Here is a 17,394-nt window from a genome sequence, read left to right as displayed (position 1 = left end):
CCTGTTCGCCGCTCGGGTCCGCTGTGGATGGCGACTGTCAGCGGTCGCGCATCGAGCGCGGCCAGATCCCCTGCTTGCCCGGCGACAGGATCCCCGCCGGGTCGACGGCGTCCTTGATCTTCTCGACGAAGCGCAGGTAGGCGTGGTCGTTGAAGGAGAACTGCTCGGCGGCGAGGTCCATGGCGTGCAGGTGCGAGCGGTAGACCCCGTAGCCGCGCCGCCCCGCCTCGGCGATCAGCTCGCGGGCGGTCTCGTAGGCGCGCCGGGTCTCGGCGAGGTCGGTGGTGTCGAACTTGCTCCCGCTGACGTAGAGACCGCTGCGGGCGCTGATCGCCATCACGACCAGGTTGAAGTCCAGGCCGGCCGCGTTGACCATCGGCTTGAAGGTCCGGATGAACTCCCAGGTCTCGGCACCGCGCAGCGGGACGACCGGCGCGAAGTCGACGTGCCCGCCGGTGTCGCCGCCGTTCCACTCCGCCATCCGGACGAGGTCGAGGCTCGGCACCCCGGTGACGACCCGGTCCGACGGGTGCTCCAGCCCGGGTGCCTGTTCCGGCGTGACCTTGGTGCCGCTGACGCGCACCCCGGGCAGCGCCTCGAAGGCGGCCCGCACCTTCCCGTAGTGGTGGTCGACGACCGGCCCGTCCCCCAGCAGGGTCAGGCGCAGGAACCAGCGCCCCACGCCGAGCTCGCGCCCGACCCGGTCCAGCACCTCGTCGGGAACCGGTCCCTCGTCGTCCCACCAGTCCCTGCGGTTGGAGACCATGCCGGCCGCGCTGGTCGTGCTGAAGATGCACGGCGTGCCGGTCACGGTCCCGTCGAGCTTGAGCGCACGCAGCGTGTCGACGAGCCCGACGATCGCCCGCTCGTCGTCGGCGACGACGTGGACCGGCATGAGGTACTCCGGCGACGGCTGCAGCCAGACCCCCATCTTGGTGACGATGCCGAGGTTGGACTGCATGAACAGCTGGTCGATCGACGGCCCGAGCCCGCGCTTGTAGAGGTTCCAGGACGGGTTGCCCGGCACCGCGCCCATCCCGGTGCGCAGCAGCTCCCCGTCGGCGGTGACGACCTCCATCCCGCACGGTGCCGCGTAGTCCGCGCCGAGCGGGAGGTAGGTGACCCCGTGGTCGAGCGAGTTGCCGACGACGCTGCCCCATCCGATGTCGGGTACCGACAGCAGCAGCCGGTGCCCGCCGTCGCGGAGCGCGGCGTGCAGCTGCAGCCAGCTGACCCCCGGCTCCACCAGGGCGTAGCCGAGCTCCTCGTCGAGCTCCAGGATCCGGTCCATCCGGCGCAGGTTGACCGTGACCGAGCCCCGCAGCCGGGGCCCGGCGCCGCCGTAGCCGTTGTTGCGGCCCTGCCCGTTCGTCCACAGCGCGAGGCCCAGCTCGGCGGCGAGCCGCACGATCTGCTGGATCTCCTCGGTGGTCCGGGGCTGCACCACGACCGCGGGGGTGTGCTCGTCCCACTGCTCGGGCTGGAAGGGGTCGCGGAACTCGCCGAAGCGCTCGTCGCCTGCGGTGAGCACGTGTTCGGCGCCCACGATCTCGCGGAGCCGCCGGACCGGTTCGCCCAGGTCGACGTGGCCGCCGCGGACGTCGGTGGTGGTCATGGCCGTCCTCTCGCTGTCGGGTGGGGGACCGGCCGGGGGGCCGGGGTGGACGGGGCGGCTCAGACCGCCAGCACGCCGCCGTCGACCGGGAAGTTGCCGCCCGTCACCCAGCTCGACTCGTCCGAGGCCAGGTAGACCGCGCACCACGCGACGTCGTCCGGCACCCCGATCCGTCCGAGCAGGGTCCGCGCGAGGATCGCCTCGGCGCGGTCGCCGTCGACCGCCTCGGCCTCCGCGGTCATGGCGGAACGCACGAGCCCGGGCGAGATCGTGTTGGCCCGGATGCCGTGCGGCCCGCCGTCCACGGCGAGCTGCTTGGTCATCGACAGCACCGCGCCCTTCCCGGCGCAGTGCGCGAGCATCGCCATCTGCCTGCTGCCCCGGAAGGCGCTGACCGAGGCCAGGTTGATGATCGACGCCCGCCCCGACGCGCGCAGCAGCGGCCACGCCTCGTTGCAGGCCAGGAACACCAGGTCGACCTCGCCGGCGATGGTGGGCCGCCACTGCGTCTCGAAGTCCATCTCGCCCGACGGGGCGGTGCGGGGGGCGATCGCGCCGGCGTTGACGAGCACGTCGGCGCGGCCGAAGCGCTCGCGGGCCACGTCGACCCAGCGACGGACGTCCCCGGACACGGTGAGGTCGACCGGCTGGACCGAATCGATCGGCGTCCCGGCCTCGGCGGCCGCCTCCACGGTCGCCTTCGCCGCGTCGGCGTCGATGTCACAGCCGAGGACCTCGGCACCCTCGGCCGCGAAGCGCAGCGCGACCTGCCTGCCCATCCCGGAGCCGATGCCGGTGACCATCGCGACCTTGCCGCTGAGCCGCTCGACCATGTGTCTCGCTCCTTCTGATGCGGACGTGGCGGCCCGGGTCCGGGTGGTCACGCCACCTCGGACGCCGGGTCGGGATCCGCCGTGTTCGGTTCGCTGGGGGGTGCTGCGCTTCGCCGCTTCGGTGCGCCGGGCGGGGCGACGGGCGCCACGGGTGTCGACGCCGCGGCCCGCCGGGGCCGTGTCAGTCCACGGCGAGGTCGAGGATGACCGAGCGTCCGACCAGCCGTGCCGAGAGCTCGGCCGTCGCCCGGTGGACCGGGTCGGCGATGAACGCCGGCAGCGTGTCGGGCCCGTCCATGTCGATGAGCGTGACGTGCTGGAACCCGTCCGAGCGCGGGACCAGGTCGAGGTTGGGGCCGGTCACGACGCTGCGGACACCGTCGATGGCGACCAGCGCGCGGGTGCGCTCCTCCAGCTCGCTGATCTGCTCCTGGGTGACGCCGTCCTTGAAGGCGCGCAGGACCACATGTCGCATCATCACCGATCCACTCCTCACTGAGCCCGCCGTGGAGCTGCCGAGGATGCTAGCCGCCCGACCGGGTGCGCACCAGCCTTCTGTCGACACATGATGCAAAATCTCGGACAGAGCAAGGAATCGGGGCCAACTGAGGGTTCTTATGTCGACATTTACCCGGCCAGGCGCGGACCGGTCAGAGCGTCGACTCGATCATCTCCAGGATCGCGTCCAGCGCCGCCTGCGTCGCGCGCGACAGCAGCATGGCCGCGAGCTCGCTGTCCCGGGCGGCGAGCGCCTCGTGGATGCGCACCTGGTCCTTGAACGACTCGCGCAGCCGCTCCCCCTGCCCCAGCGAGGTGTGGCGCAACACCAGCGTGCGCAGTGCCAGCGAGTCCAGGATGTCGGCGAGGATCTGATTGCTGGCGATCCGCTGCAGGTGCCCCTGGGTGTCGACGTGGCACCAGAAGTACTCGTCGACGTCGCCGGCCTCCACGGCCCGCTCCATGCGGGCGAGCCGGTCGCCGAGCAGGGCGATGTCGTCGTCGGTCGCTCGTTGCGCCGCGAGCTCGCCGACCAGGGCCAGCAGCCGCCGGCGCACGAAGTAGATCTCCCGCACCCGCTCGGACGGGAAGGACGCGACCCGGGGCCGCTTGCGCGCCTTGATCTCGACCAGCCCCTCGGACTCGAGGAGCATCAACGCCTCGCGCACCGGAGTCCGGCTCGAGTTGAACCTGCCGGCCAGCTCCACCGAGTTGAGGTCCCGCCCGGGGTGCAGGCGGCCGACGACGATCCCCTCGGCGATCCAGACCGCGATCTGGGCGACGGCGGATTCGCGGCGGTCCTCGAGCTTGAGCAGCCGCGAGATCTCGCCCGTCGGGTCGTACGGCACGTCGGAGACCGGCTCCGCCGTCACCTCGCTCATGATCTGACCATCCTTCCGCAGCGACATGCCAGTTTCGCGCGGTCCCCTCCTCCGTCACGCACCGGCCCGCGACTGCGATCCCGTGTCCCGCGGGTCGCAGGCCCGCCGCGGCGGAGGTAAGCAGAGCAAGGGTCCACTTGTGTCGACACTTGATCGATACATGTCCCCGTTCAGAGTCATGAACGACTAAAGTGTGGGCAGTTCAGCCCTTCTTTCGGGGACAGCCGCACCACCGTGGAGGCCGTGCATGTCCGACAGCTCCCGCCAGGCCGTGGCCTTCGACCACGTCGGGCTCAACGTCGCGGATCTCGACAAGGCCGCCGTGTGGTACGCCGACGCCCTCGGCCTGACCGCGGGCCCGCCGTTCCGGGTCCCGGGCACGGACCTGCGTGCGGTGATGCTCCAGCACGAGCCGAGCGGGTACCGCATCGAGCTGCTGCACCGCCCGGGCGCCCGGCCCGGCATGCAGCCGACCTCCCCCGAGGACGCCGTGCTGACGCTGGGCTACGGGCACTTCTGCCTGCGCGTCGACGACGTCCGGCGGGAGTACGAACGCCTGCTGGCGGCCGGCTGCTCGCCGCGGATGGAGCCCCGCGAGGTCGTCCGTCCGGGGGCGCTGGTGTCCTATGTCGCCGACCCGTGGGGCAACCTGATCGAGGTGCTGAGCCGGTGAGCGCACCGACGGCCGGGAGGACACCGACCGGGACCGCACCGACCGGGACCGTGCGCGTCCGGACCGCCGCGGGCTCCGTGGCCGGCCCCGTCGCGGGGACCGGTGCCCGGCGGGTGTCGGCGTTCCTCGGGATCCCCTACGCCGCTCCGCCGGCCGGCCCGCTGCGCTGGCGGCCCCCGGTCCCCGCCCCGGCCTGGTCCGGCGAGCTGCCGGCGGTGCGGCCGGGGCCTGCGCCGGTCCAGTCGCTGCCGCCGCGGACCCGGATCATGTGGCACTCCGGGTTCGCCGACTCCCGCGAGCTCGTGATGAGCGAGGACTGCCTATACCTCAACGTGTGGACGCCCGACCCGGGCCCCGGCGCCGGCCTGCCGGTGCTGGTCGTGCTGCACGGCGGCGGGTTCCGCCTCGGCCACGGCGGGCTCGAGGTGCACGACGGGGCGGCGCTCGCCGCGCGGGGGCTGGTCGTCGTCACCTGCAGCATGCGGCTCGGGGCCCTCGGGTTCCTCGCCCACCCCGAGCTCGCCGCCGAGGACGAGCTCGACGCCACCGGCAACTACGGCCTGCTCGACGTCGTCGCCGCCCTGGAGTGGGTCCGCGACGGGATCGCCGCCTTCGGCGGGGACCCCGGCCGGGTCACGCTCGCCGGGAGCTCGGCCGGCGCCGTCGTCGCGACCCATCTGATGGCCTCGCCGCTCGGGCGGGGGTTGTTCCACGCCGTCGTCGGGCAGAGCTCGTCCGGGGTCTTCCGGCCGGAGGGCCCGCTGCCATCGCCGCAGGACGCCCGGCGGCGGGGGCCGGAGTCGCTGGGCGCCCTGGCCGGTCTGCCGGTCGAACGGCTGCGTTCCCTCCCGCCCACGGCCTTCCTCGTCGACGCCCCGCAGGGGGTCGTGGTGGACGGGCGGGTGCTGACCGAGGACAGCGGACGGGTGTTCACCCGCGGCGCCCAGGCGCCGGTCCCGCTGCTGGTCGGCAACACCGCCGACGAGGGCTCGCCCTACGTCACGACGGCGACGCGCGAGGACCTGCGCCGGTTCCTCCGCGACGCCGACGACGGCGCGCTCGCGGCCCACTACCCGCCCGGCGGCCCCGACGACACCGACGGCTCGGGGGCGATAGCCGCCGCGAGCACCCGGCACTTCGTGACCGACACCCGGTTCGTCCTCCCGGTCCTGCGGTGGGCGCGCACCCACGTCGCGACCACCGGCGCCCCCGCCTGGACGTACCGGTTCGAGCACGCGCCACCGCTGCCCGCCGGGGCCGACCTCGACCCGCCCGCGGACGGGCTGGCCGGGTTCGGGGCGTTCCACACCTGCGAGCTGCCCTACACCGGTGACAACCTCTGGTCGCGGGCCTGGGACTGGACCGACGCCGACCGGGAGCTCGCCCGCGTCCTGGGCGACACCTGGGCGCGGTTCGTCACGACGCACGACCCGAACGGCGCCGGCCTGCCCGACTGGCCGTGCCTGGACCCGGCGGCACCGGCGGCCGCCATGCACGTCGGCGGCACCCCCGGCCACCGGACGCTGACCCGCGCGGCGGTGCTGGACGCGCTCGCCCCGCCCCGCCACACCCCGTGACCCGCTCCCGCCCCCGCTGCAGCAGGGGTGAACGCGGCCAGCGGGTGTGGCCCGGCGTCGTGCGCACGCCGCCTCCCGTAACCACCGCGGCGCCCCGTCGCTGCCGGTGGCACCCCGTGCGTGGGGTGCCACGAGACACCACGGGGCGCCGCGAAGTGCAGCGGGGTGCCACGAGCTGCGCCGGGGTGCGACGTCAGCGGGTCAGCTGCTCCGGGGCAGTCGCAGCACTCCGCCGGTGCGCCGGTAGAGCAGCCGCCAGCGGGTCTCGCGGTGCTCCCACGCCCACGGCCCCGCGGTGGTGAACCCGGCCGCCCGCTCCGGGTGCTCCGCGGCCCGGACGACGTCCTCGGCACCGTCGTAGGCCGCCAGGTAGGCCGGCGCGTCGGGGCCCGGGTGGTGGCGCACGGACCGGTGCCGCTCGTAGCGGATCCCCCGGTCGAACCCGAGGATGTCGACCACCTCCGGCACGTGCGGGGCGTCGTAGAAGCGGTGGAACGCCGCCACCTGCCCGGGGTCGGCGTCCGCCGGCACGTCCATGCCGACGAGGAAGAGGTAGGGGTGCGCGCGGTCCCCGGCCGACCCGCTCCAGCCCGGCCGGCGCCACCAGGCGACCAGCCAGCGCGGGTCCGGCCCGGCCACCGCCGCCGCCCAGGCCGGCGGTTCCGGTGCCGCCCGCGACGTCAGCAGGGTCTCCAGCGTGCCGTCGTCGGCGACCTCGAGGACGAGCAGCCGGGACGGGCCGCGGTCGCCGCGGACGTCCGGCACCGCGAGCCGGTAGCCGGTTGCCCGGGCCACACCGGGGTGGCGCTCCAGCAGCGCGGGCAGCGTCCGCTGGAACAGCACGGCGTCATCGAGGACCGCCCGGCCCGGATCGCGTTCCGGGCCCGCGGGGTCGTCGTCGTCGGAACCGACGAGCAGCAGATACGGCGTCACACCGGCCCGCCCGTCCCCCCGGCGTCCACCGGGGTCCACGAGTAGCCCCCGCCGGGGTCGCGGCCGATCCGGCCGAGCGTGAGGACAGGCATGTGCGGCGCCGTCACCACCGCGTCGAGCCCGACGGCGAGCTCGCACAGCGCAGCGCGCGCGGCCACCGAGGCGGCGGGGTCGTGGTCGAAAGCGTGCAACCAGTCGTGGTGGCGGAAGTGCACGGGGTGGTGGGCGAGGTCCCCGACCAGCAGGCAGTGCCGGTCCCGGTCGGACACAAGCACGCACGTGTGCCCGGGCGTGTGGCCGGGCACCGGCAGCGCGACGACGCCGGGGGCGATGCGCGTCAACGCCGTGAACGTCGACACCCGCCCCGCGTCGCGCACCGGGCCGATCCGGGACCGGACGTAGGGCGCCATGAAGTTGTCGTCGGTGGTCGCGCCTGTCCAGTGCTCCAGCTCACGGGCGTGCACGTGCACGGTGGCCCGGCCGAAGGTGGGGCGGGCCCCTTGCGCGGTGTCGGTGACGAGCTGCCCGCAGTGGTCCGCGTGCAGGTGCGTCTGCACGACGTGGTCCACGTCGTCGGCCCCGATGCCGATCTCGTGCAGCCGGGTGCGCAGCTCGTTCCCGCCGCGGGCGCCGCCGAGCCGCTGCGCCTCCGGCCCGAAGCCGCTGTCCACGAGGGTGACCACCCCGTGTCCGACGACGACGAACAGCCCGTAGTTGAGTGGGAAGGGCGTGTCCGGGTCCTCGAGGTCGAGCACCGGCATCCACACCGACGGGTCGATGCCGGTGAACCAGTTGCGGCGCGGCCCGAACGCCAGCCCGTCGCTGAGGTGGTGCACGGTGATCTCCCCGACCCGGAAGGACCCGCCGAGCGCGTAGTCCGCCAGGTCCGGGGACTGGCGCGCCGGCGTGGGGAACGCGTTGGTCCGGTTCATCGTGAGCCTCCCGGCACCCGGTAGCAGAACTCGTCGGCGGCCGGTGCGGCCGCGCCGTCGTCGCAGGCCCGCAGCGCCACCCAGGACACCTCCGGCATCCGTCCGGTCAGCTCGGCGGCGACCGTGTGCCCGGTGCCGGCCCACGTCCCGAGGGGCCGCCCGTGCGCCAGCCGGACCGCGACCGTGCCCGTGTCGCCGATGTCGCCCGGGCCGTCGGCGCCGCCGTCCTGGCGCAGCAGCAGCCGCCACCGCACCGGCATCCGGGACCAGGGCACCGCCCCCGGCGTGTAGGCCCGCCCGCGACCGGCCTCGCGCTGCTCGCCCAGGTAGGTCCCGGCGGCCCGCCCGTCGGCGAGCTCGTAGACGCTGACCCACCGCGGGCCCCCGTGGCCCCCGCCGGGACCGTCGACCCGTTCGAGGCGGCGCCCCCGTAGGAAGCCGGTGTTGCGCGCGACGACCTCGGGGATGTGGACGCCGTCGTAGTAGCCGGCGAAGGCCCGCACCGTCGCGGGGTCGAGGTCCGGGTCCGGCTCGATGCCGATGACGTAGCGGTGGACGGTCACCGGAGGTTGCCGTACTGCGACGGCGCCCCGTCGACGACCGGTGGCCCGCCCGCCTCCGGCTGCACGCGCAGCGCGTTGGTCACCACCGACACCGTCCAGTAGCGACCGACGAGCGAGAGCAGGTCCAGCCGGGCGGCCGGCTCCAGCTGCTCGCACAGCAGCGCCCAGGTGTCCTCGGTGAGGGTCTGGTGGGCGAACAGGTCGTCGGCGACCCGGATCGCGGCGCGGTCGGCGTCGGAGAATCCGACCGCGCCGGCGGCGTCCTCGCGCAGCAGCGCGGCGAGCTCGGCGTCGGTCAGGCCCGCCTCCCGGCCGAACCGCAGGTGCTGGTGCACCTCGTAGGGGGCGCTGCACCGCCACCCGATCCGGATGGTCGCGACCTCCCGGATCCGGGGCGACAGCGCCGAGCCGAACATCAGGTAGTGCTGCAGCGGCGCCTGCGCGGTCATCAGGCCGGGGCTGTGCGCCCAGGTGCGGGTGATGTTCAGGGCGACCGCGGCCTCGGCGACCGGCTCGGTGCCGAGCTCGTCGTGCAGCCGCAGGTAGGAGGCGCGGTCGACGGGTTCGAGCCGGGCCCCGGACGGGTCGGTGGGTGTCATGCCGCCACCTTCCCCGCCGGCACCCGCGCCCCGGCCGCGCGCCGCTCGCGCGGTGGGCGCTGGCGGGCCCAGCCGAGGACCCGGTGCTCCACGGCGATGAGCACCAGCGTCATGAGGTAGCCGATGACGCCGATCAGGATGGTGCCCGCCCAGGTGTCGGTCACCCGGAAGGAGTTGCCGGCGACGAGGACGAAGTTCCCCAGCCCGTTCGGGGAGCCGTAGATCTCGCTGACGATCATCAGCACCAGCGACACGGCCAGCGAGATGCGGATGCCCGCGAAGATCTGCGGGGAGGCGCCCGGCAGCAGCACCTTGCGCAGCCGCAGGCCGGCCGGGATGCGGTAGGAGCGCACGGACTCGCGCACCGCGGGTGAGATCCCGTGCACCCCGGCGATGGTGTTCCACAAGATCGGCCAGGTCGCGCCGATGGCGATCAGCAGGACCTTGGGGGCAGAGCCGATCCCGAAGGTCAGGATGAAGACCGGGACGAACGCGACCATCGGGGTGGACCGCATGAGGTCGAGGAACGGCTGGCACGCCACGCGCAGCCGGTCGCTCTCCCCGATGACCACGCCCAGCCCGACGCCCACGACGATCGCGATCGCCAGGCCCACCAGCACGTTGCGCATGCTGAACAGGAGGTCGTCGAGGAGCCCGCCGCCCACGAAGGCGTCCACGAGGGCGGCGAGCACCTCGGTCAGCGGTGGGAAGTAGTAGGAACCGCTGTTGGCGGTGGCCACGAACAGCGCCGCGACCACCAGAACGGGCAGCCACAGCTGCAGCGCCGCCGCGCGCACCGTCGACGTCGTCATCTCGGTTCGGTCCTTCCGTGGTCGGCCGACGGCCGGGTCAGTCGTCCAGGTCGGCCGGCGGCCGCCAGGCCAGCAGCCGCGCCTCGGACACCTGGGAGAGCTGGTTGATCGAGTAGCCGATGACGCTGGCGGTGAGGATGTAGGCGTAGGCGACGGGCGAGTTGCCGTCGAGCTGTCCCTGCACGATCTCGCCGCCGATACCGGGCACCGGGGTGAGGATCTCGACACCGATCGAGACCAGGACGGCCATCGTGCTGGTCAGTCGCAGCCCGGTCATCACCGACGGGGCCGCGGCCGGCAGCACCACCTTGCGGAACCTCAGCAGGCGCGGGATGCGGTAGCTGCGGACCGTCTCCTCGATCGCCGCGGACAGGCTCCGGGCGCCGTACTGGGCCTGGATGATCAGCGGGAAGACGCAGGCGAGGAACACCACGGTGCCCTTGGTCTGCAGGTTCGCCCCCAGCACCAGCAGCAGCACCGGGAGTACCGCGATCACCGGGAACGACCGCCCCACCTCGACCACCACCCGGGTGGAGCGGTCCGCGAGCGGGTAGGTGCCCAGCACCAGGCCGACCGGAACCCCGACGAGGATCGCGGCCCCCAGGCCGAAGACCGCCGACCGCAGGGTCTCCCCGATCGCGGTCCAGTACGCCGCGGTCGTCACCAGGTCCGCGAACTCCCCCGCGACGGCGACCGGGTCGGGCAGGGCCAGCTCGGGCAGCAGGTCCAGCCGGCGCACGCCGATCCAGACCACCAGCACCGCTGCGAAGAACGCGGCCTGCGACCCCCGGCGGCGCAGGCGCGACCACGTGCCGCGCGGCGCGCGGCGCGCCTGCGAGGTGACCCCGGCAGGTGCCGTGGTGGTTGCCATTCGGTACTCCTCCGTTGGCCGGTCGGCGCTACTCGACGGGGGCGTTCTCCCAGAACACCGCGCCCATGTCGATCTCGTTCTCGAGCATCCCGTAGGCGGACATGCGGTTCACCGCGTCGGTCACCGCCTGCTCGTCGAAGACCGGGACGAACCTCGGGATCACCCGGTTCGCGATGGTCTCGGCGTCCATCTGGGTGTACTCCGCGTCGACGGCCCGCACCGCGTCCGGGTTCTCGTTCGCGTACTCCAGCCCCCGGGTGATCGCCGTGACGAACGCGTCGGCGACCTCGCCGTTGCGGGCGAGCCACTCCGAGCTGGCGATCACGGTCGACGTCGGCAGGCCGGGGAAGTCGGTGGTGCCCTTGTGCAGCGCGGTGAAGCCGGACTCCAGGGCGGACTGGTAGAAGGACGGGAACAGCGTCACCGCGTCGACGTCGCCCTTCGTCGCGGCCTCCTGCAGCGACGCGACCGGGAGCGCGACGAGCTGGACGTCGGTCGGGTCCCCGCCGTCGGTCTCGATGGCGTACCGGACGTTCATCTCCATCCAGCCGCCCAGCGCCGGGACGCCGACGCGCTTGCCCTGCAGGTCCTTCCCGGACCGGACGGGGCTGCCCGGAGGGACCAGCACACCGTCGGTCACGGTCTGGTCGGCGACGGCGGCCTGCATCTGCGTCACGTACCGGATCGGGATGCCCCGGGAGATCGCCGTCAGGTGGTTCGCCGGATCGCCCATGGTCAGGTCGGCCTCGCCGTTGAGCACCATCGGGATGTGCTGCGAGGTGTCCGGCGAGCCGGCGACGATGTCGACGTCCAGCCCGGCCTCGGCGAAGTAGCCCTGCTCCTGGGCGATGTAGAGGCCCTCGAAGGTGGCTCCGGTCGAGCGGACGAAGGTGATCTCGGTGAGCCCTTCGGGGTTCGTGGTGGTGTCGGCCTGGCCGCTCCCGCAGGCGGCGAGCAGGCTGGTGGCCACGGCGACGGCCGCGAGCACTCCCAGGTTTCTCCGGCGTCTGACGGACCTGCGCATGGTGGGACCCTCCGTTGGATTCCGCGCTCCGTCTCGCTCGAGGTGTGACGGGCGACTCGCCGAAAAATACTGTCGACACCTGCGGGTGTCAACACCGCTCGAAGGTCGCTCCGGGAGCGCGTGAGCGCACCGGCGGCGGCATTGACCCCGATAAGTGTCGACATTAGGCTCGCCCTTCATGCACGCCACGCAGCCAAGCGACCCGCTCGAGGACCTGCTTGCCGGGCCCTCGACCAGTACGACGCCGTCCGGCGACCTCGCGTTGCTGGGATCGGTGTGCGCCGGGTGCGGCGCACGGGCGTTCCCGGCCCGGATGACGTGCCACGTCTGCGCGGGCGGCCGGCCCGCCGAGGCCCCGGTCGGGTCGTCGGGCGTCCTGTACTCGTGGACCCGGGTCCACGTCTCCGCCACCCGGGACACCCCGTACGCGCTCGGCTACGTGGACATGGACGGTGCCGGCGACGGCGGCGTCCGGGTGCTCGGCCTGCTCGACCCGGTCGGGGCCGAGTGGGCGGTCGGCGACGTCGTGCGGGTCGTCGCGACCGAGGGTGCGGACGACTGGAGCTTCACGAAGGACGCCCGGTGAGCACGGGGAGCGCCGTGAGCACGGGGAGCGCCGCCCTCCCGGCGCCGGTCCACGTCGTCGGCGCCGCCATGATCCCGATGGGGCGGCACCGGCGGTCGAGCTACGCGGGACTGGCCGTCGGACCGGTTCTCGACGCCCTCGCGGCCGCCGGGCTGGGCCGGGAGCGGGTCCGGGCGGCGTTCGTGGGCCACAGCTTCGGCGGCATGCTCACCGGCCAGCGCGTCCTCAAGGAGATCGGGCTCGGCGGGCTCCCGGTGGTCAACGTGGACAACGCCTGTTCCGGCGGCGCCAGCGCCGTGCACCTGGCCGCCCGGGCGGTGGCCGCCGGCGAGTACGACGTCGTCCTGGTCGTCGGGGTCGAGAAGCTGACCCAGTTCGGCGGGGGCACGCTGCCGCTGGTGACCGAGGACCCCGAGGTCCGGCGCGGGATGGTCATGCCCGCGCTGTACGCGATGCGGGCCCGCCGCTACCTGCACGAGCGCGGCACGATCGACGACCTGGCCGCCGTCAGCGTGAAGGCCCGCCGGCACGGCGCGCGCAACCCCTACGCCCAGCTACGCTCGGAGGTCACCGCGGAGCAGGTGCTCGCGTCCCGCCCGATCGCCGACCCGCTGACGCTGTTCATGTGCTGCCCGACCGGCGACGGTGCGGCGGCGGTGGTGCTGGTGTCCGATCGGGCGCGGGCCGAGCTCGACGGGCCGGCCGTCCGGATCCTCGCGTCGGTCCTGCACTCCGGCGAGATGGACCTCGGCGCCCGCGACATGCTCCATCCGGAGATCACCTTCGCCTCGGCCAGGGACGCCTACGAGGCCGCCGGGATGGGCCCCGACGAGCTCGACGTCGTCGAGCTGCACGACGCCTTCAGCATCGCCGAGCTCATCTACTACGAGGCACTCGGCCTGTGCCCGGTGGGCGAGGCCGGCAAGCTGCTCCGCTCGGGCGAGACGACCTTCGGCGGCCGGGTGGTCGTCAACCCGAGCGGCGGCCTGCTGGCCAAGGGGCACCCGGTCGGGGCCAGCGGCACCGCCCAGGTCGCCGAGGCGTTCTGGCAGCTCACCGGCACCGCGGGCGACCGGCAGGTCGAGGGGGCCCGCACGGCGCTGACCCACGTGACCGGTGGCGGCATCGCCGGTCTCGACCACGGCGCCTGCACGGTGCACGTGCTGCGGGCCGGCTGACATGGACCACGTGGACACCCGCCCCGGCCCCCTGGACGGCGTGCGGGTCCTGGACCTGACGACGTTCCTGTCCGGGCCCTTCTGCACCCAGATCCTGGCCGACCTCGGCGCCGAGGTGATCAAGCTGGAGGCCCCCGACGGGGACTCCAGCCGGCAGATCCCGCCGCACTTCGTGGGGGCCGACAGCGCCTACTTCCTCAGCCACAACCGCAGCAAGCGCAGCGTGGTCGTCGACCTGAAGACGGGTGCGGGCCAGCAGGTGGCCCGCGACCTCGCCGGGTCGGTGGACGTGGTCGTCGAGAACTTCCGGCCCGGGGTGGCCGCGCGCCTCGGGCTCGACCCGGAGCGGATGCGCGCCCGGCACCCGGCGCTGGTCTGGGTCTCGATCAGCGGGTTCGGGCAGACCGGCCCGTGGCGGGACCGCCCGGCCTACGACATCGTCGTCCAGGCGCTGTCGGGGGTGATGAGTCTGACCGGCGTCCCCGGCGCCGACGCCATGCGGCTCGGGGTCCCGGCCGGTGACCTCGTCGGCGGGATGTACGCGGTGATGGCCGCGCTCGCCGCCCTCGTGGAGCGGTCCCGGACCGGCGAGGGGCGCTGGGCGGACGTCGCGATGCTGGACGGGCAGCTGTCGATGCTGTCCTACCAGGCCGTGTACGCGACCGTCGCCGGGATCACGCCGCCGCCGCAGGGCAGCCGGCACGACTCGATCCCGACCTACCGCAGCTTCCGTGCCGGGGACGGCCGGGAGCTCGTCGTGGCGGCCAACACCCAGCGGATGTGGGCCGCGCTGTGCGCGGTGCTCGGCGTCGACGACCTGACGCGCGACGCCCGGTTCGCCAGCGCGAGGGCCCGGCTCGCGCACGAGGACGAGCTCGCCCCGCTGCTGGAGGAGGCGTTCCTCCGGCGCCCGGCCGCGGAGTGGGTGGACCGGCTCGTCGAGCACTCGGTACCGGCCGCGCCGATCAAGACGGTCCCCGAGGCCCTCGACGACGCCCGCACGGCCGGTCGCGACATGACCGTGCTGCTCGACGACGGCGCCGGGCACCGGGTGGAGACGGTCGGCACGCCGCTGCGGTGGATGGACGCCGCACCGCCGGCCGGCACCTATCCCCCGGCGCTGGGCGCCGACACCCGGGCGGTCCTGGAGGAGATCGGCTACTCGGCCGAGGCCGTCGACACGCTGCAGGCCGCGGGGGCGGTCGACGGCGCGGCCCCGGCACCGGACCCGGCCGCCCCCGCGGCACCCGCCGCCTCCGGAACTCCCGCCCCGAGCGGCGCCGGCGCGGACTGACGACCACGACGAGGAGTCCCATGCCCCAGCCACCCGAGCACGAGGTGGACCTCGTCGTCGTGGGCGCCGGCTCGGCCGGCGCCGCGGCGGCGATCGCCGCCCACGACGCGGGCCTCGATGTGTGCCTGCTGGAGAAGGCCGGTTCGGCGGGCGGGAACAGCCGCTACTCGGCCGGCAACCTGCTCGAGCTGACCGGCCCGGACGCGCTGGCCCACCTGGTCGCGCTCTGTTTCGGGCGCACCCCGGAGCGGGTGCTCACCGCCTACCTCGAGCACCTCGCGCCGCTGCGCGGCAGGCTGGAGGCGCTCGGGGCCCGCACCCGGACCACCGGGCCGGGGCCGGGCGGCGTCGCGAACTGCTGGCCGAACCTGCCGGGCTCCGACGGGGTGCGGTTCTACACCGTGGAGGGCCCCGAGGGCCCCGGTCCCGCGCTGTGGCGGGTGCTCGCGTCGGCGCTCGACGCCCGCGGAGTGCACCCGGTGCCCGACGCTCGGGTCACGGCGCTGGTCCGCGACGGCGGGCGGGTCGTCGGGGTCCGCGCCCGGGTCGGGGGGATCGAGCGCGTCGTCGCGGCGCGGGCCGGTGTCGTGCTCGCCACCGGGGGTTTCCAGGGCGACCCCGCGCTCTGCGAGACCTACCTGCCGGTGGGGGCGGCGGTCGGGGTCAGCCACCCCGAGGACACCGGTGACGGGCTGCGCCTGGCCCAGGAGGCCGGCGCTGCGCTGTGGCACATGAGCAACTCCTTCGGCTTCTGGAGCCACCGCGCGCCCGGGCAGCCGGTGGCCTACCCGATCATGCCGACCCACCCGGCACACCTGATCGTCGACGGCGGCGGGCACCGCCTGCTGGCCGAGACCGGCCGGGAGACCCACGACCGGCTCCGCCTCCACGGCGACTTCCGGCCCGACCGGCCCAACGTCCCGCGCCTGCCGCTGTACCTGGTCTTCGGCGGGGACCTGCTCCGCAGCGGGCCGCTGTCGCCGACCCGCTCCCCGAACCCGCACCCGTGGTCCACCGACAACGGCGCGGAGCTCGCGGCGGGGTGGATCCGGCGCGCCGACGACCTCGCCGACCTGGCCGCACAGCTGGACCTGCCGGCCGGAACGCTCGCCGCGACGGTGCGGGCCTACGACGGGTACGCCGCGCGCGGTGCCGACCCGGAGTTCGCCCGGCCCGCCGCCTCGATGCGCCCGCTCGGCGCCGGCCCGTACCACGCCGTGCCGGTCGAGCCCGGCCTGGCCACCACCGCCGGCGGTCCGCGCCGCGACGAGCGGGCCCGGGTGCTCGACCACGACGGCGCCGCCGTGCCGGGGCTGTACGCGATCGGCGACAACGGCTCGATCTGGGGGCACCTGATCCAGCACGGGTGCGCGCTCACCGACGGTCTCGTGTTCGGCCCGGTCGCGGTGGCCGACGCGGTCGCGTCTCAGGTCCCCAGCACCCGCACCGGCGCTCCGTCCAACCAGGACACGACGTCGGCGACTGCGTCGCCGTGGAAGACCGACATCACCTCGGCGGTGACGTAGCCCAGGTGCGGGGTGAGCACCGCCCGCGGCTCCGCGCGCAGGGGGTGGTCGGCGGGCAGCGGCTCGACGTCGAAGGTGTCCAGGGCCGCCCCGGCGATCACGCCGTCGCGCAGGGCCGCGACGAGGTCGTCCTCGACCACGATCGGGCCTCGGGAGGTGTTCACCAGGTAACCCCCGGGACCGACCAGCTCCAGCTCCGGGCGGGCGACGAGCCCGCGGGAGCGCTCGGAGAGCTTGAGGTGGATCGAGACGACGTCCGAGCCGGCGAACAGCTCGTCCTTCCCGACGGCGCGGACCCCGACCGCCGCCGCCCGCTCCTCGGTCAGGTTGGGGCTCCACGCCCGCACGGCACACCCGAAGGCGTGCGCGTAGCGGGCGACCTGGGTGCCGATGCCACCCAGGCCGACGAGGCCGACGACGAGCCCCTCGAGCCGGCGGCCGGGCACCCCGGTCTGCCACCGCCCGTCCCGCACGCCGCGGTCGGCGGCGGTGACCCCCCGCACCAGGTCCATGACCAGGGCCCAGGCCAGCTCGGCGGTGTCCGGCCCGCGCCCGCTCGTGCCACACACGGTCACCCCCTGCGCCGCGGCCGCCTCGAGGTCGATCGAGGCGTTGATCATCCCGGTGGTCACCAGCAGGCGCAGCGACCCGAGCCGGGCGAGCACGCCGCGGGGGAACGCCGTGCGCTCGCGCATGGCGACGACGACCTCGCAGTCGCCGATCTCCGCGACCAGCCGGTCCGGGTCGAGGTGCTCACGCAGCACCCGGATCTCGGCGACGTCGGCACGCTCCCGGAGCACCTCCCAGTCCGCCGAGCGGAGCGCGATGTCCTGGTAGTCATCGAGCACGGCGATGCGGACGGGTGCCACGGGGCCTCCTTGCTGAACGAACAGAGCCGAACGTGCAGAGCTGCACGAGCAGATGCACCTGAAGTGCCGACACTGTATCCAACGAACCTGGCTCTACGGGATACACCCCGGGCCTGTCGTCGAGTACTGT

General features: G+C 74.3%; 18 protein-coding genes. 6 read left to right on the top strand and 12 right to left on the bottom strand.

Features of this window, described 5'->3' with window-relative positions:
- Positions 1-37: 37 nt before the first annotated feature.
- The 4 genes from WIS52_RS19785 to WIS52_RS19770 form a co-directional block, all read right to left on the bottom strand.
- On the bottom strand, positions 38-1,615 hold the full coding sequence (locus WIS52_RS19785) for an FAD-binding oxidoreductase (protein ID WP_349299790.1): 1,578 nt from the start codon (positions 1,613-1,615) through the stop codon (positions 38-40).
- A gap of 59 nt (positions 1,616-1,674) precedes the next feature.
- Positions 1,675-2,448, bottom strand: coding sequence for an SDR family NAD(P)-dependent oxidoreductase (locus WIS52_RS19780; protein ID WP_349299789.1), 774 nt, complete (start codon positions 2,446-2,448; stop codon positions 1,675-1,677).
- A 181-nt stretch (positions 2,449-2,629) separates the two neighbouring features.
- Positions 2,630-2,926, bottom strand: coding sequence for a Dabb family protein (locus WIS52_RS19775; RefSeq protein ID WP_349299957.1), 297 nt, complete (start codon positions 2,924-2,926; stop codon positions 2,630-2,632).
- A 172-nt stretch (positions 2,927-3,098) separates the two neighbouring features.
- The gene (locus WIS52_RS19770; protein ID WP_349299788.1) at positions 3,099-3,827 is read right to left on the bottom strand and encodes a GntR family transcriptional regulator; all 729 of its coding nucleotides are present in this window, start codon (positions 3,825-3,827) and stop codon (positions 3,099-3,101) included.
- Between the two features lie 247 nt (positions 3,828-4,074).
- On the opposite strand from WIS52_RS19770, the gene WIS52_RS19765 reads away from it, so the two are divergent.
- A complete protein-coding gene (locus tag WIS52_RS19765; RefSeq protein ID WP_349299787.1) occupies positions 4,075-4,500 on the top strand; it encodes a VOC family protein in 426 nt (141 codons plus the stop codon).
- Entirely contained in the window at positions 4,497-6,077 is a 1,581-nt protein-coding gene (locus WIS52_RS19760; protein WP_349299786.1) for a carboxylesterase/lipase family protein, read from the top strand. The genes WIS52_RS19765 and WIS52_RS19760 overlap by 4 nt, the downstream gene beginning before the upstream one ends.
- A gap of 201 nt (positions 6,078-6,278) precedes the next feature.
- Here the strand turns inward: WIS52_RS19760 and WIS52_RS19755 are convergent, their stop codons facing one another.
- From WIS52_RS19755 to WIS52_RS19725, 7 genes are read right to left on the bottom strand one after another with little or no spacing between them, the layout of a single operon-like run.
- Positions 6,279-7,010 carry an EthD domain-containing protein gene (locus WIS52_RS19755; protein ID WP_349299785.1) on the bottom strand — a complete coding sequence of 244 codons (732 nt, stop codon included), beginning with the start codon at positions 7,008-7,010 and terminating at the stop codon, positions 6,279-6,281.
- Entirely contained in the window at positions 7,007-7,942 is a 936-nt protein-coding gene (locus WIS52_RS19750) for an MBL fold metallo-hydrolase (protein ID WP_349299784.1), read from the bottom strand. Before WIS52_RS19750 ends, WIS52_RS19755 begins: the two co-directional genes overlap by 4 nt.
- A complete protein-coding gene (locus tag WIS52_RS19745) occupies positions 7,939-8,505 on the bottom strand; it encodes a hypothetical protein (protein WP_349299783.1) in 567 nt (188 codons plus the stop codon). Before WIS52_RS19745 ends, WIS52_RS19750 begins: the two co-directional genes overlap by 4 nt.
- A complete protein-coding gene (locus WIS52_RS19740) occupies positions 8,502-9,104 on the bottom strand; it encodes a carboxymuconolactone decarboxylase family protein (RefSeq protein ID WP_349299782.1) in 603 nt (200 codons plus the stop codon). Before WIS52_RS19740 ends, WIS52_RS19745 begins: the two co-directional genes overlap by 4 nt.
- Complete coding sequence (locus WIS52_RS19735; RefSeq protein WP_349299781.1) at positions 9,101-9,916, bottom strand: ABC transporter permease; 816 nt, start codon at positions 9,914-9,916, stop codon at positions 9,101-9,103. The genes WIS52_RS19740 and WIS52_RS19735 overlap by 4 nt, the downstream gene beginning before the upstream one ends.
- A gap of 37 nt (positions 9,917-9,953) precedes the next feature.
- Entirely contained in the window at positions 9,954-10,787 is an 834-nt protein-coding gene (locus WIS52_RS19730; protein WP_349299780.1) for an ABC transporter permease, read from the bottom strand.
- A 28-nt stretch (positions 10,788-10,815) separates the two neighbouring features.
- Positions 10,816-11,811 (bottom strand): ABC transporter substrate-binding protein, encoded by a 996-nt coding sequence (locus WIS52_RS19725; protein ID WP_349299779.1) that lies wholly within the window; start codon positions 11,809-11,811, stop codon positions 10,816-10,818.
- A 178-nt stretch (positions 11,812-11,989) separates the two neighbouring features.
- Between WIS52_RS19725 and WIS52_RS19720 the strand changes: the two genes are divergently transcribed.
- Genes WIS52_RS19720 through WIS52_RS19705 form a run of 4 tightly spaced genes read left to right on the top strand, consistent with a single transcriptional unit; the run spans position 11,990 to position 16,395 of the window.
- Positions 11,990-12,397, top strand: a complete 408-nt coding sequence (locus tag WIS52_RS19720; RefSeq protein WP_349299778.1) for a Zn-ribbon domain-containing OB-fold protein — start codon at positions 11,990-11,992, stop codon at positions 12,395-12,397.
- Between the two features lie 14 nt (positions 12,398-12,411).
- Positions 12,412-13,575, top strand: coding sequence for a thiolase family protein (locus tag WIS52_RS19715; RefSeq protein ID WP_349299777.1), 1,164 nt, complete (start codon positions 12,412-12,414; stop codon positions 13,573-13,575).
- Between the two features lie 10 nt (positions 13,576-13,585).
- Complete coding sequence (locus WIS52_RS19710; protein WP_349299776.1) at positions 13,586-14,869, top strand: CaiB/BaiF CoA transferase family protein; 1,284 nt, start codon at positions 13,586-13,588, stop codon at positions 14,867-14,869.
- Positions 14,870-14,889: 20 nt separating this feature from the next.
- Complete coding sequence (locus WIS52_RS19705) at positions 14,890-16,395, top strand: FAD-dependent oxidoreductase (protein ID WP_349299775.1); 1,506 nt, start codon at positions 14,890-14,892, stop codon at positions 16,393-16,395.
- Here WIS52_RS19705 and WIS52_RS19700 read toward each other — a convergent pair.
- A complete protein-coding gene (locus WIS52_RS19700; RefSeq protein WP_349299774.1) occupies positions 16,296-17,264 on the bottom strand; it encodes a D-2-hydroxyacid dehydrogenase family protein in 969 nt (322 codons plus the stop codon). The genes WIS52_RS19705 and WIS52_RS19700 overlap by 100 nt on opposite strands.
- Positions 17,265-17,394: the final 130 nt, after the last annotated feature.

It is taken from the genome of Pseudonocardia nematodicida, assembly GCF_040105385.1.
Taxonomy (GTDB): domain Bacteria; phylum Actinomycetota; class Actinomycetes; order Mycobacteriales; family Pseudonocardiaceae; genus Pseudonocardia; species Pseudonocardia nematodicida.
Note: the sequence above shows the minus strand (reverse complement) of the source record. Positions and strands in the feature narration are given on the sequence as shown.